Raw genomic sequence first — 14,944 nt, forward strand, 5'->3', positions numbered from 1 at the left:
ACTCTAACGGCACTTTCTTCTTTTGTTTGCACTCCGTTCAATACATTCGTCCTGCAGAGCAGAGGTGTACAGGTTGTGAACGGCTGCCGTGCACATCATTAATCCATTAAGTAGTTGGCCAAATTTCATTTGGTTAACTACTTAAGGCCTGTCGCTTGCTGTAATGACTCCGGTGGAGGCTGAAGGCTCCCACGACAGCGGCGGGTTCACAAGCGAGAGGATTATTATGCTCAGACGCACAAAAATTGTGGCAACCCTGGGGCCTGCAACAGAATCTGAAGAACAACTGCAAAAGCTGATTGAAGCTGGCGTCAACGTTGTTCGCCTCAACTTCTCCCACGGTGATCCGGAAGATCACAAAGCCCGTGCCAAAACCATTCGTGAAATTGCTGAAAGGCTGAACCGTCCGGTTGCTATCCTGGGTGATCTGCAGGGGCCAAAGATTCGCATTGGCCGTTTCCAGAATGGCAAGATTCACCTTCCGGATGGCGCAACCTTTCACCTGGATGCCAGCCTTCCCATTGATGATGGCGATGAAACCCAGGTGGGGCTCGGTTATAAAGATCTGCCAAACGACTGCAAGGTTGGTGACATACTGCTGCTTGATGACGGACGGATCAGCCTGAAAGTCATGGCGATTGATGGTCCGTGCATTAAAACCAAAGCGATCAATGGTGGCGAGCTGTCCAACAACAAGGGCATTAACCTTCAGGGTGGTGGTCTTTCTGCGGCGGCATTAACGGAAAAAGATAAGCAGGACATCCTTCTGGCGGCTGAGCTGGAAGTGGACTATCTGGCCGTATCTTTTGTTCGTCACGCCAGTGATGTTGAAGAAGCCCGTCGTTTACTTCGCGAAGCTGGCGGAACCGCCGCTATACTGTCCAAGATCGAGCGGGCTGAGGTGGTGAACGACCATGATCTACTGGCTGAAGTTATTTCTGCATCCGATGCCGTGATGGTTGCCCGTGGTGACCTGGGGGTCGAAATTGGTGATCCTGAGCTGATTGGTGCCCAGAAGCACTTGATTAATGAAGCCCGTCGTTTGAATAAGCCGGTCATTACCGCCACTCAGATGATGGAGTCCATGATTCACAACACGCAACCAACCCGGGCAGAAGTGTTTGACGTCGCCAATGCGGTACTGGATGGCACTGATGCCGTGATGTTGTCCGGCGAAACCGCCACCGGTAAGCGCCCGGATGAAGTGGTCAAGGCCATGAGTCGCATTTGTCTCGGTGCTGAAAAACAGTCCGTTGAGTACATGACAGAGCGCCGCATTGGTCAGTTTACCAATATTGATGAGGCCATCGCTCAGGCAACCCTGTTTGCGGCTAACCATCAGAGTGACGTTAAGGCCATCGTCTGTCTGACGAAAAGTGGTGCCACACCCTTGTGGATGTCCAGAATCAATACCCGCCTTCCTATTTTTGCCCTGACGCGTTACCAGACTACCGAGCGCCGGGTTGCCCTGTATCGTGGCGTGGAAGCGGTGGCGTTTGACAGTGGTACTGAGTACGGCCCGGAAGTCAATGGACGTGCAATTAATGTCCTTAAAGAGCGTGGTCTTCTGGAAGTAGGTGACAAGATTATTCTGACCAAAGGCGAAAGTCAGGAAATCGAAGGTGGTACCAACACCATGCAGATTATCAGCGTAAGCTGAGTCAACAGAACCTGTTTATTTCTAATTGCTTTACCAGCAGTTAGGCACTTGGAAGGAGAAGAGCCTGGCATGACCGAATTAAAGAGAGTCGGAGTTTTGACTTCCGGGGGCGACGCTCCCGGTATGAATGCGGCCATCCGTGCCGCTGTTCGTGCCTGTATTTACTACGGTATTGTTCCCGTAGTAATTCAGGAAGGCTACAAAGGGTTGATTGAAAACCGTATGGACGTGGCGGATGCCCGGACGGTTGCCAATATCATTAATCAGGGGGGGACCTTCCTGAAATCTGCCCGCTGTCAGGAGTTTCGCACCAAAGAAGGCCGTGTAAAGGCCTACGAAAATGCCCGGGCTGCGGAGCTGGATGGTCTGGTGGTGATCGGTGGTGATGGTTCATTCACCGGTGCCATGCTGCTGGAAGAAGAGCATGGTCTGCCTTGTATTGGGGTTCCCGGTACCATCGATAATGACATTTACGGGACTGACTTCACCATTGGTTATGACACAGCCCTGAATACCGTTGTTGAAGCCATCGATAAGATTCGTGATACCGCAACTTCTCATAACCGCCTGTTCTTCATTGAAGTGATGGGCCGTGATGCCGGCTTTATTGCTCTGAACACGGGTATTGCTTCCGGTGCAGAGGATATCCTGATTCCTGAGCAGGAAAAGACGGTTGAACTGTTCATGGAATCTTTGCAGAAGAGCGGCCGTGCGGGCAAAACCTCCAGTATTATTGTGGTTGCTGAAGGTGATCGCAGTGGTGGTGTTTTTGAACTGTCCCGTGCTGTGGAAGAAAACTTTCCTGAATATGAAGTGAAGGTTACCGTGCTGGGGCATATCCAGCGTGGTGGCAAGCCTAGCTGCTTTGACCGTGTTCTGGCCAGCCGCCTTGGTGTTGCTGCTGTAGAAGCGCTGCGCAATGGCGACAGTGGTATTATGGTCGGCGTCCGTGACCAGCAGGTGGTGAAAACCCCGCTGGAAAGAGCAATCAGTAAGCACAACCAGATTGACAATCACCTGATGAAAGTGGCTGAAATCGTTTCGGTTTGATTCTCTGGAGCCCAATGGTTGAATGCTGATCAGCAGATGACTAAAGTTCTTTAAGTCGGAAAAGCCTCTGAACAAGAGGCTTTTTGCTTTCCTCCCAGCCGGTTAGTCCGGTCCCGCATCTGTGAAGCGGTCTCATGCCATGGGCAAGCTTCACAGAAGATTGTTGTAACAGCCGCAGGTAACAGTTATGGCTATCTTTGACTCTCTCAAAAAAAGTCTGGGCTTTGGCTCGAATGAGGGAACAGTCCTGAAGGCACCTTTGACGGGCAAGATTGTTCCCATAGAGGACGTTCCGGATCCGGTGTTTGCCGACAAGGTGGTGGGAGATGGTCTGGCCATTGATCCAACCGGGCATATTATGGTCGCGCCCTGTGATGGTGTGATTGGCAAGATTTTTGAAACCAACCATGCTTTCAGTATGGAAACCCCCTCGGGTGTTGAGCTGTTTGTCCATTTTGGCATTGACACCGTGGAGCTGAAAGGGGAGGGCTTTAAACGGATTGCGACAGAAGGGCAGCGGATTAAAGCGGGTGATCCTGTGGTTGAAGTGGATCTTGGTTTGCTGAAGGACAAGGCGAGAAGTGTGGTAACGCCCATTGTGATCTCCAATATGGACGATGTCAGTCATCTTGAGAAATCCCGCGGGCATGTGCAGGCTGGGGCTGATACGCTGTTGACTGTATATATGAAGTGAGTCGCTTTCAATGATGGCCAGCCAGGCTGGTTTGGCCATTGACGAAAGTTCGCTTATGCAAAAACTGTTCAGGCAGGAAAAGTGTCGTGCAGAAACACGACAAAGTCAGTTTTTTGGCATATCAGTTTTTTGGCATAAATGAAGGGATTTTCATTTGTTGAAACCTGGCTATGTTTTCGGCAAATTCTGGCGCGTCCTTATTAGCCATTGCCATCTCAAGGTCGAAAGCGTCAACTTTCAGATCATCACCAACGACACTGTTGAAGCTTTCTACTGCCTGTTTAAAGTTTGCTTTAGCCACATTAATGTCAGATTCAGACTCTATGTGAGCATTACTTCTATGACCCAGGTCCTGTAACTCATTTTTACAATCTTGCATCTGTTTCAGGGTATCGCAAAGGTTGGTAAATTTTTTCTCAGTGTCTGGATTTTTGAGGGCCAGATCTATTGGTTGCTCAACATTCTCTGTATTCTCTACAAAGGCAGGGATGTTCATTTGTTTATATTTTGCGGCGTCTTCAGCAAATTCTGGTGAATGTTTATTCGCCATTGTCATCTCAAGGTCTGAAGCGTCAATTTGTTTATCAGCACTGACGGAGTTATTGAAGCTGTCAACTGCCGCATTAAACTTTGCTTTAGCCCGCTGAAGTCCAAGACTACACATTCTGAACTCGTCAGTACCACGCTCCAGGTTTTGTAAATCATTTTTAAAAGTTTGCATCCGTTCCAGATTGGAGCAAAGCTTGTCAAATCTCCTTTTGATGGCCGCTGGATTGGCCTGTTTTGCTGGCTGCTCAACACTCTTTTCTGTTGCTTGTTGGTCACTGATGGTTGGGCCGTGTTGCTGTGCTGGCTTGTACAACTGGGCGTGTCTGGCCCGAATACTGGTTTGTTTGGGTTTTGACGAAAAAAGGGATGACAGGGATGACAGGAATGACTTGAATGTTTTTGGTGTTGTGACCTTAAACCCGCGAAAGTCTCCTTCTGATTTATTGGTTTCCGGAGCTTTAACGTCGTTGGTTATCGGTGTCAGGTTGACAGGTTGATGGCCGCCGCCGACTCCATGCATCGCAGTGTCTCCCCAGCACAATTAAGAAGATAGTGAAATATAGTCTATTTGTCGGCCTGTATGGCTAATGAATGAGTGCAAGCCAGAAGGTATCTTTGACGGGAATGAATGTTCCCATAAAGGATGTTTCAAATCCCGTGTTGGCTAGCGCTTAAGTAGATCAGTTTTCATTTTTTCAAACTTGGCTAAGTCTTTAGCAGATTCGGGCGAGCGTTTTTCCTCTGGCACCTGTAACGCGTCAATATCAATTTTCAGTTGAGGGTCCACCGTTTTATTGAAATTTTCCTGGGCACGGGTGCACTTTTGTTTGGCACCAGTCATGATATTTTGACATTCAGTGATCTTTTTATTGACTTCCTTGAATCGCGCGGTATTCATTCCCCCGGGCTTCTTCAGAAGCGCGTGGTTAGTGATATAAAGTTCTGAAAGTTCTTCTTGCAACTGTTGTATTTTCTCCAATTCCTGGTTGATTCGAGAAAAAAAATTCAGGGATTTTGGATTATTACTTGCCTCTTTCAAAGCCTGCTCAAAATCCGGGCTGATGCCTTTGGCTCCGTCGTTATCCCTCTCATTAACCCGGGGTTGCATGGCAGTGGTGAGCACGGCGATATTTCGTGATGCAAGCTTGGTGTTGTCGGGGATTGATGAGTAATTTGCAGAGAGAATATTTCTTACACTTTCAACGACGGTGACTTTGAGCTGGCTAAAAAAACCTTTGTCAGTTTGGATATTCTGTGCAGTTCTGTCGTTTGCTTGTGCCAGATTGACGGTCTGCTGAGTGCCTCTTACTCCATGCATGCTCTTATCTCCGCAATAATTATGAAAATTTTTCTATCGGCTGATTCCTGTCATTCATAAGCACCGCCAGAAGCCCTGGAATGCTTCTGGCGTGACTCCCTTATCACAGGGTTTTCATGGCCTCCTGCATTTCGGTACGGATATTGTCAGACCTGGGCCCGAAGATTGCCTGCATATTATGGCCAACCACCACCACTGCGGTTGCGCCCAGCTGTTTGATACGGTCAACATCGACATTCTCTGTATTGTTAACGGTAACTCTGAGGCGGGTAATGCAGGCGTCCAGATTTTTAATATTGCCTTTACCACCAAACGCATTAATCAGATTAACGGCCAGCTCGCTGGATGACCCGGCATTGACTTCGCTCTCACTTTCATCTTCGCGCCCGGGCGTTTTCAAGTTAAGTGCCAGAATCAGTACCCGGAAAATAACATAGTAAAGTACGGCATAGAGTGCCCCGAGCATAATGATCCAGACAGGTTTGGTGGCAATGCCGAAATAGAGTACGTAGTCGATCAGGCCATTAGAAAAAGACATGGCCATCTTGATGTCCAGATAGTTGGTGATGGCGAAAGCCATGCCAGCCAGCAACGCGTGCATACCATAGAGCAGCGGGGCAACAAACAGGAAAGAAAATTCAATGGGCTCTGTGATGCCCGTCAGTACCGAGGTAAGCGCTGCAGAGATCATGATACCGCCAGCTTTTGCCCTGTTTTCCGGTTTTGCACAATGCCACATGGCAATGGCTGCTGCCGGCAAACCAAACATTTTGAACAGGTAGCCGCCGGCCAGAAAACCGGCGGTTGGGTCTCCGGCAAAGAAGCGGGCAATATCGCCATTAAATACTGTACCGGACTCATCAATAAATTCACCCATTTCCATATGGAAAGGCACGTTCCAGATATGGTGCAGGCCAAAAGGGATAAGTAGCCTTTCGACAAAGCCGTAAACAAACCCTGCCATCTCCGGGTTTTCATTCACTGACCAATGGGAAAAGTTATTGATCATGGATTGGATAGGAGGCCAGATAAAACTCAGCAGAATACCGAGCAAAATGGCACTGATGCCGGTGGCAATGGGGACAAACCGTTTACCGGCAAAGAAACCAAGATACTCCGGTAACTGAATTTTGTAGTACCGGTTAAACATCACTGAAGCCAGTATCCCGACAATGATGCCGCCAAAGACGCCGGTATCAATGGTACTGATGCCCATCACCGATGAGGGTTCAAAGCCCAGTTGATTGGCCATGATACCCATGGTGCCGAGCATAATGACAAAGCCAACGACAGCTGCCACTGAAGAAACACCGTCGTTTTCCGCCAGTCCTATGGCGGTACCAATGGCAAAAATCAGCGGCAGATTGCTGAAGACGGCACCGCCAGCCTGGGCCATAATGCTGGAAATAAGGTCCGGTATGAACGAAAACCCTGCACTGCCCACGCCCAGAAGAATCCCGGCTACAGGCAGTACGGCAACTGGCAGCATTAATGCTTTACCAATTTTTTGCAGCGTACCGAAAGTACTTTTGATCATGAGGGTGGCTCCGGAAAGGGATTAACCGGTCAGACCGCCTCTTGAATAGTAACCGGTCAACTGCAACTCCTGCCCGTTATGAATGGCGACGGAGTACAGATACCCTGCTGCGATCAGATTGAGTCAGTCTCGGTTAGTGTGTTGGAGGAGAAAAACAATAGTCCATAAGAATAGACCAACTGGATGCTTTACTGAGGAGCTTGTCAGATTCTGTTGGTTAGTAGGTGGAGTTAATAATATTCCGATAGGTATATGTCGAAATAATTTGATCTGGATCAAGTGGTCGTGTGCGGCTTTTACGTACAATTCGAAGTGTGCACTGGATCAACGAGAGCAGGTCAAACAACAAGAAATGCCCTGCTCCGGGTCTGGGCAGTCAAAACCACAGCATGGAAATTAGAATAGAAGCGGGAGCATCAGGGTGGCAGTCAATAAAGCTCAGGTTTGAGGGGACTTGGGCTTTTTTTTATCTTTCCAGAAAATGTTACGATTATTAACGGATGTGAGTATTATTAATCAAATGTAGTTTCCCTGCCTCTGCTGGCAATAAGTCAGGGCACAATTGGGGCTGAGCAATGGAGCTGATGGATTCATGCAATATCTGATTACCGGTGGTACCGGGTTTATTGGGCGCCGACTGGTTCATCGTCTGCTTAATGAAGGGCATCAGGTGGTCGTGTTGAGTCGTCAACCGGCTAAAGAAGTTCGTCTGCAACTCTCTACCCGGGTAAAGCCTGTTTCCTCGCTATCCGCTGTTAATCCAGCCTCGTATTTTGATGCGGTGATTAATCTCGCCGGGGAGGGCATTCTCGATAAAAGATGGAGCCAGGCTCGCAAAAAGACCCTGCTGGATAGCCGAATTGGGGTAACGTCAGAGCTGGTGGACCTGATTGAGCGAATGGAAACTAAACCGGGCTGTTTCATCAGTGCTTCTGCGATCGGGTATTATGGTTTCTCCCGTCCTGGTGAGGAGCTGGATGAGTCTGCGGAAGTGGGCAGTAACTTCGCGGCAACCCTTTGTGATCGCTGGGAACAGGTGGCCAGGCGCGTTGAGACGTTGGGGGTTCGCACCTGTATCGTCAGAATCGGTGTGGTGTTGCATCCCAGTGGCGGAGCGTTGCAGAAGATGTTACCTGTTTTCCGTCTGGGGTTGGGGGGGCCAATTGGCAATGGCCGACAGATCATGTCCTGGATACATATGGATGATATGCTCAATGCATTGCTCTATCTGGTAAACCATCCGGAAACAAAAGGGGTCTTCAATGCCGTTTCCCCGGAGATTCTGACCAACAAGGCATTTGCCAAAGAGCTTGGGCGTGCGGTTCGTCGACCGGCGATCTTTACCACACCTGAAAGTGTTCTTGCGTTGATGCTTGGAGAGTCTGCGCAGTTGCTAACGGAAGGGCAGGCGGTGACGCCCAGGCGACTTCAGGAAGCAGGCTTTACCTTCGCTTACCCCAATGCCAGAAAGGCTTTGGCATCACTGCTCGCTTACTTGCGATAAACGCTCCTCACTGGCCGGGGGCGTTTCTTATCCTGATCATTGCAGACTGTGTAAATAAATTAACGGTCTCAAAGATTTTTTTATTATAAGATTTCATAACTGATTATAGATATCTCAAGGCTGAGAACCATGACTCAGGCATTGGCCATCAAGAATTTAAAAAAAGTATACGACGACGGTTTTGTTGCTCTGAAAGGGGTTGATCTGGAGGTCGCGAAAGGCGATTTTTTTGCCTTGCTGGGTCCCAATGGTGCCGGCAAATCAACCACCATCGGCGTGATTTCATCAATGGTCCGAAAGTCTGCCGGGAGTGTCTCTGTCTTCGGCCATGATATTGAGCGTGATCTGGTTCGGGCCAAGCGTTCCCTGGGGGTAGTGCCCCAGGAATTTAACTTTAATCAGTTTGAAAAAGTTGAAGACATTCTGGTCAGTCAGGCTGGCTATTATGGTCTTTCTGCAAGGCAGGCCAGACCCCGTATTGAGCACTACCTGAAAAAACTCGGCTTGTGGGATAAACGGTTTACCCAGTCCCGAATGCTGTCGGGCGGTATGAAGCGACGCTTGATGATTGCCAGGGCGTTGATCCATGAACCTGAGTTGCTGATTCTTGATGAGCCCACCGCAGGCGTGGATATAGAGCTTCGTAGAAGTCTGTGGGAGTTTATCAAAGAGATCAACGACCAGGGCACCACGATTATTCTGACCACCCACTATCTGGAAGAGGCAGAGCAACTCTGTCGTAATATTGCCATCATCGATCAGGGGGAAATCGTGGAAAACACCAGCATGAAACGGCTGCTCAGCCTGTTGCAGAAGGAAAGTTTTGTCCTGGATTTGCGCCAGCCTATTGAACAGATACCGGTGTTTTCAGGCTATAAGGTGAACAAAATTGACAACAACTCGCTGGAAGTTGAAGTGGATAAGAATACGGGCGTGAACGATCTGTTCCGGCAGCTGAGTGAACTTAAAATAGAAGTCGCCAGCATGAGAAATAAAAACAACCGACTGGAAGAGCTTTTTGTCAATATGACCAACGGTGCCTTGAAAGGTGAAAGTGCAACGGGAGGCGAAGCGTGATGTCAGGCTTGGAACATGGGGGAAGCCGAGGCCTGCCAGAAAGGCCGCAACACAGTGAATTTCATTATCACTGGGTTGCCTTTGTCACCATCTTTGCCAAGGAAGTGCGGCGCTTTATGCGAATCTGGCCGCAAACTCTGTTACCGCCGGCGATTTCCATGGTGCTCTATTTTGTTATTTTTGGGGCGGTGATTGGTTCTCGCATTGGTACCATGAGCGGCTTCAGTTATATGACTTACGTATTGCCCGGGTTGATCATGATGTCGGTGATTACCAACAGCTTCAGTAACGTAGCCTCGAGTTTCTTCAGCAATAAATTTCAACGGAGTATTGAAGAGGTGCTGATATCTCCCGTGCCCAACTGGATCATTCTGGCGGGCTATGTGCTGGGAGGGGTGGCCCGGGGTGTGATTACCGGGGCTATCGTCATGGGGCTGGGCATGTTCTTTGTTGAGCTGGATATCTACGATGTGTTTGCTACTTTACTGGCCGTGGTCATGACCGCCACCCTGTTTGCCCTGGGAGGGTTTATCAATGGCATTTTTGCCAGAAAGTTTGACGATGTATCCATTATTCCGACCTTTGTATTGACGCCCATGACCTACCTTGGTGGTGTCTTTTACTCCATCGAAATCCTGCCCGAATTCTGGCAGAAAGTCTCTATGCTGAATCCGATTCTCTATCAGGTGAATACCTTTCGCTATGGACTGCTGGGGGAGGCAGGTGGTGTTGATACTCGCTTTGCTTTTGCGGTAATGTTGCTGGCGATATTGTTACTGGGTGCCTACAGCTTGCACCTGCTGAAAACCGGTCGAGGCCTGAGAAGTTGATGGTTGTTGGCAATGAGTGATGTTCTTCATGCTTCACCGCTGGGTAAAAACAGCGACTACAAATCGGAATACGATCCTTCGTTGCTGTTTCCCATTGAGCGGCGAGACAAGCGTAAAGAGCTGGGGATTGATCCGGATAATTTGCCGTTTTACGGTCGTGATCTCTGGTATGGCTATGAGCTTTCCTGGTTAAACCTTTCCGGAAAGCCCGTTGTACGCGTTGCCCGGTTTGAGCTGCCCTGTAGCTCCCCCTGCCTGATTGAATCCAAGTCGTTCAAACTGTACCTCAACTCATTTAATCAATCCCGGTTTGCCAGTGCTGAACAGGTTGCAGACTGTATTGCCCGGGATCTTTCTGCAGCAGCCAAAGCACCGGTGGCAGTGCGGCTATATACCATCGATGAATTCGAGGCCCGTGCTTTTGAGCCAGCACCGGGGATCAATATTGATGAAGCCGATGTTATTGTTGATTGTTACCGGTATGATCCAACGCTGCTGGCCAGAAGTTCAACGGGCAATAAATCAGCGGCTGATGATGGATTGGTCAGTGAGACGTTGAATACCCATCTGCTGAAATCCAACTGCCCGGTTACCGGCCAGCCTGACTGGGGAACGCTGGTGGTCAGTTATTGTGGCGAGCAGATTGATCATGCATCGCTACTGAAATATGTCTGTTCATTCAGGGATCATCAGGAGTTCCATGAACAGTGTGTTGAGCGAGCGTTTGTTGATCTGCAAAAACACTACAGGTTTAAAGAGCTGACGGTATATGCCCAATACCTGCGGCGGGGTGGGCTGGATATTAACCCCTGGCGCAGTACATCAGATAGCAAACCAGGGGCTCTGCGGTTGATTAGACAATAAGTCTTCTCAATGATTTCTCATCAGGCACAATAAGAGGGGAAGGCCGGTCCTTAATCGGTCTTGCTCTTGGTATGCTCCGTCAAATCCCGTAATTTGTCTAATATCTCTGATTTCTTTGTCTCATCGATTGAAGACTGAGTGACTTTTTGACAAGCATCCTGGTAAGCCTTCTGCTCAAGGAAACACCCCTCAAAACGACTTTTCAGTCTTTTTGCCATGTCAATTTCATTTCCGCGGACACAAAACTCAATGAGCGGATTGAGCAGGAATAATTTGTCACTGACCTCTCCGGGAAGGTGCCAGGCATAAGATGCGATAAAATCCTTGAAATTTGAAATATCGTGGTGTTCCAAGAACCTGATTTCACGTTGCTTTTTTGTCAAAATATCCTGAATGGTGTCTTTAATTGTTTGTTTGCCAGCCGCCCCGGGAGCTGCCAGTTTCAGCAGTTTATCGACATCGTGAGAGGGTTGGCGAGATGTATCCATGAGGGCTTTGATAAGGTGCTTGTCGGTAAGGTGAACACTGAGATTGTCTGAAATAGCTATGGCTCTATCATAATTACGCCTGGTAAAGCAGAGATTCATGAGGGAGTATGCCAGCTTGGTATCCTTGATGCCTTGTTCGAAAAATTCCTTAAAAAATTCCACTATGTCTTCATACTTTTCTTCGCCCAGTTTTAGTAGCCATCTAGGGTTTTGCAAACATTTTTCCAGCCCGATAGCCAGAGTATTTTTGGCAAACTCCAGGGATTGGGCATCTTGCAGATTTGCCAGTTTCAGTATTGCTTTGCCATGGTCATAAAGGGGGTGTTTGCCAGGTTCAGCTTCTTTTCCGTATTTCAGGATCAGTCTATCGAGAGCTTCGCTACTATCTGCGTCTGATGCGTATTTCTTGATCAGTATATCGCGAACATAGCTACGATCAGCTTCTGATTTGAATTGCTGGAACAGTGCTTCGATTTCTCTGGCAGGTTCAGTGTAGGGTGAGAATTCCCGGACCAGTTCATCGAGAGCTACCTTGAGACGGTCTGCGTCAAGATTTGCAGTTGTTTTGCAGGTATCTTTAATATGAGCGGCATGGTCGAAATCTTTCCGGTCGAAGAACAACTCAAGAGCTGAATTCGCCAGTGTACTATCATCATGGTCACATCCTGCCAGCAAACAGTCGATAAGCGCTTTAAGCTTATTGTACTCTTCTGGGGGCAAGCTTCGGATAGATGGTAAGTTATCCTGCAAGACGGTTTTCAGGATATCCCCGGCTTTTTGCGCAGCCTGATCCGGGGATGACAGTTTCAGCGATGCCAATAATGATTGAACCCGGGCGGCATCTTTTGCTTCTACAGCTTCTTTAAGAGCAGTCAGAGCCTCTTCCGGATCCATCAGAATTCCGGCCTGCGGACCGGTTGTTATACTGGTTGCGGATAGTGTGCCTTTACCTGCAGGGCCGCCCGGGTCAGAGGAAGAAATTTTTCTGTCGGCAAGGGCAGTATCTGTGCCTGAACCGGTTTCTGAGTAGCCAATAGCATGTCGAAGACCGGTAACGAAGGCACCAAACCAGCTGCTTTCAGACTTTTCTGGTTTTTCTATTGACTTTGCAGAGGGTTCCTGGCTGTTTGAGTTGGGCTGTGGCAACGATGGTGGGAGCTTTGCAGGTTGCATAATTGAGTAACTCACTAAGGCTTTTGTTTTGCTGGTACTCAATCAGACAATAAAAAAAGCAATTAGTTGCAGCAGTCCAACAAAAGTACCGGATTAATCTTCTGTTTTCCATACCCGGAGCGTTATTCAGGGTTTCCTGTTTGACCGTGTGTCATGATGCCGGGCTGATACTATCATTGTTGTTAGCCTCCAGGTCGCCGGCATAATCGGCAAACAGAATAGCACCGGCCGGCATTTCCGCTACCGGGCGTGGTGTTGTGGCGCAGCCGCGAACAGTAACACCGCTGCATCAACCTTCGCTGACAATAGTACCAATCACCAGAGAGGACTTCGGTGCACTGTTGGTATACTGTTGCAAACGTTGAGGTACGTAAGTACTAATAAGGGCATTGCCAATCCCCACTGCTGTGTTCTGATCACTGGAATCCCTGAGGAAATGATATTTTATGGAAGTAGCCGGGAAACGGGAGTTGGACAAAAGGTTATGGGTAAAGTTCGCTGTCAGCAGCTTGATTGCTCCAACCCCGGACTATTGCGGTGCAGCCGCTTCAGATTTTTTTGCGCAGCGGTGTGCCCCTGCCTGGCGGCCTTGTCAAGCCAGGTCAGGGCCACGGCGAAGTTCTGCTCCGTCCCCAGACCCTTCAGGTGCATACAGGCCAGCTGATATTGTGCAGCGGCAACACCCTGGTCGGCAGACTTGCAAAACCAGAACAGTGCTTCGGCGTAGTTCTGCTCCACCCCCAGACCCATCAGGTAAAAATAGCCCAGGTTGTTTTGTGCAGCGGCGTGTTCCTGATCAGCAGACATGCGGTACCAGGCCAGGGCCTCGGCATAGCTCTGCTCCACCCCCAGACCGTGTTGGTGCATCCAACCCAGACTGTGTTGTGCACCGGCGTGTTCCTGGTCGGCGGCCTTGCGGAACCAGATCAGGGCTTCGGCATAATTCTGCTCTGTTCCAAGCCCCTTCAGAAATATCAGGCCCAGCTGATACTGTGCAGCGGCGTTTCCCTGGTCGGCAGACTTGCGGAACCAGATCAAGGCCTCGACGTCGCTCTGCTCTGTCCCCAGACCGTTCTGGAGCGTACAGCCCAGATGATATTGCGCAGCGGCGTGTCCCTGGTCAGCAGCCTTGCCGAGCCAGGTCAGGGCTTTGGCGCAGTTCTGCTCCGTCCCCAGCCCCTTAAAGTGCATCCAGGCAAGCTGATATTGCGACGCGGCGTCTCCCTGGTTGGCAGCCTTCTCGTACCAGGTCAGGGCTTCGGTGTGGTTCTGCTCCGTCCCCAGCCCCTGATAGTACATCCAGCCCAGGTTGCTTTGTGCGGCAGCGTGTCCCTGGTCAGCGGCCTTGCGGAACCAGGTCAGAGCCTCACCGTAGTTTTGCTCCACCCCCAGTCCTTTAAAGTACATCCAGCCCAGTATGTTTTGCGCGCTGACGTCTCCCTTTTTGGCGGCCTTGCGGAACCAGATAAAGGCCTCGACGCAGTTTTGCTCCGTCTCCAAAGGCAACTCACCGAGGATCCAGCTCAGATTGTTATGCGCGGCGGCACTTCCCTGGTTGACACTCTTACAAAACCAGGTCAGGGCTTCGGCGTAGTTCTTTCTTACCCCCAGGCCCTTTGCATACATCAAGCCCAGGTTGTTTTGCGCGGAACTGTATCCTTGGCAGGCGGCTTTGCGGAACCAGGTGAAAGCCCTGGCGTCGTTCTGCTCCACTCCCAGGCCTTTTAAGTACATAGAGCCCAGGTTGTTTTGTGCGTCGGGGTCCCCACGCTTGGCGGCCTTGTGGAACCAGTTCAGGGCCTCGGCGTAGTTCTGCTCAACCCAAAGACCATTCAGGTACATCAAGCCCAGGTTGTTTTGTGATTTGGCATTCCCGTGGTCGGCGGCCTTGTAGAACCAGGTCAGGGCCTCGGCGTGGTTCTGCTCCACCCCCAGACCGTACAGGTACATCAAGCCCAGGTTGTTTTGCGCTACTTTATTGTTGGTGGTCAATCCCGCTCTTATCAGCAGTGCTGCTATTTCCCAGCGTTGTTGCTTTAACGACAGGGTTAGAGGGTTTTTCCTATCCAGGAGCGAGCGCTGATCAGGGTTGAACCCGGTTGACAGAATATCCTCCACATCCTTGATCCGGTTGCCCTCAATTGACTTGAACAGCTCCTTCCGCAGATCTATGGGCCAGGTCATTGAGGGAGTACTGCCC

At 49.7% G+C, this 14,944-nt stretch carries 12 protein-coding genes; 7 read left to right on the forward strand and 5 right to left on the reverse strand.

The annotated features are described in order from the left end of the window. Window positions 1-226 precede the first annotated feature (226 nt). The 3 genes from pyk to crr all read left to right on the forward strand — a co-directional run bounded on the left by pyk (window position 227) and on the right by crr (window position 3,404). A complete protein-coding gene (gene pyk, locus J7439_RS03735) occupies window positions 227-1,660 on the forward strand; it encodes a pyruvate kinase (protein ID WP_209200491.1) in 1,434 nt (477 codons plus the stop codon). Window positions 1,661-1,729: 69 nt separating this feature from the next. Beyond that, a complete protein-coding gene (gene pfkA / locus J7439_RS03740; protein WP_209200492.1) occupies window positions 1,730-2,710 on the forward strand; it encodes a 6-phosphofructokinase in 981 nt (326 codons plus the stop codon). Between the two features lie 187 nt (window positions 2,711-2,897). Continuing rightward, window positions 2,898-3,404, forward strand: a complete 507-nt coding sequence (gene crr, locus J7439_RS03745; protein ID WP_209200493.1) for a PTS glucose transporter subunit IIA — start codon at window positions 2,898-2,900, stop codon at window positions 3,402-3,404. A gap of 121 nt (window positions 3,405-3,525) precedes the next feature. Here crr and J7439_RS03750 read toward each other — a convergent pair whose 3' ends face one another. From J7439_RS03750 to ptsG, 3 genes are all read right to left on the reverse strand, one after another. Beyond that, on the reverse strand, window positions 3,526-4,266 hold the full coding sequence (locus tag J7439_RS03750; RefSeq protein ID WP_209200494.1) for a hypothetical protein: 741 nt from the start codon (window positions 4,264-4,266) through the stop codon (window positions 3,526-3,528). Between the two features lie 351 nt (window positions 4,267-4,617). Continuing rightward, window positions 4,618-5,271 (reverse strand): hypothetical protein, encoded by a 654-nt coding sequence (locus J7439_RS03755; protein ID WP_209200495.1) that lies wholly within the window; start codon window positions 5,269-5,271, stop codon window positions 4,618-4,620. Between the two features lie 103 nt (window positions 5,272-5,374). Beyond that, window positions 5,375-6,808 carry a PTS glucose transporter subunit IIBC gene (gene ptsG / locus J7439_RS03760; RefSeq protein ID WP_209200496.1) on the reverse strand — a complete coding sequence of 478 codons (1,434 nt, stop codon included), beginning with the start codon at window positions 6,806-6,808 and terminating at the stop codon, window positions 5,375-5,377. Window positions 6,809-7,400: 592 nt separating this feature from the next. Between ptsG and J7439_RS03765 the strand changes: the two genes are divergently transcribed. From J7439_RS03765 to queF, 4 genes are all read left to right on the forward strand, one after another. Beyond that, window positions 7,401-8,312, forward strand: coding sequence for a TIGR01777 family oxidoreductase (locus J7439_RS03765; RefSeq protein ID WP_209200497.1), 912 nt, complete (start codon window positions 7,401-7,403; stop codon window positions 8,310-8,312). A gap of 129 nt (window positions 8,313-8,441) precedes the next feature. Next, entirely contained in the window at window positions 8,442-9,389 is a 948-nt protein-coding gene (locus J7439_RS03770) for an ABC transporter ATP-binding protein (protein WP_209200498.1), read from the forward strand. Next, window positions 9,389-10,219, forward strand: a complete 831-nt coding sequence (locus J7439_RS03775; RefSeq protein ID WP_209200499.1) for an ABC transporter permease — start codon at window positions 9,389-9,391, stop codon at window positions 10,217-10,219. The genes J7439_RS03770 and J7439_RS03775 overlap by 1 nt, the downstream gene beginning before the upstream one ends. 12 nt (window positions 10,220-10,231) lie before the next feature. Next, window positions 10,232-11,083: an NADPH-dependent 7-cyano-7-deazaguanine reductase QueF gene (queF, locus tag J7439_RS03780; RefSeq protein ID WP_209200500.1), complete on the forward strand. Its 852-nt coding sequence runs from the start codon at window positions 10,232-10,234 to the stop codon at window positions 11,081-11,083. Between the two features lie 50 nt (window positions 11,084-11,133). Here queF and J7439_RS03785 read toward each other — a convergent pair whose 3' ends face one another. Next, window positions 11,134-12,321 carry a hypothetical protein gene (locus J7439_RS03785; RefSeq protein WP_209200501.1) on the reverse strand — a complete coding sequence of 396 codons (1,188 nt, stop codon included), beginning with the start codon at window positions 12,319-12,321 and terminating at the stop codon, window positions 11,134-11,136. A 924-nt stretch (window positions 12,322-13,245) separates the two neighbouring features. Next, a complete protein-coding gene (locus J7439_RS03790; RefSeq protein ID WP_286198174.1) occupies window positions 13,246-14,928 on the reverse strand; it encodes a tetratricopeptide repeat protein in 1,683 nt (560 codons plus the stop codon). Window positions 14,929-14,944 lie beyond the last annotated feature (16 nt).

The organism is Salinisphaera sp. G21_0 (assembly GCF_017744115.1).
Taxonomy (GTDB): Bacteria; Pseudomonadota; Gammaproteobacteria; order Pseudomonadales; family Endozoicomonadaceae; genus Endozoicomonas.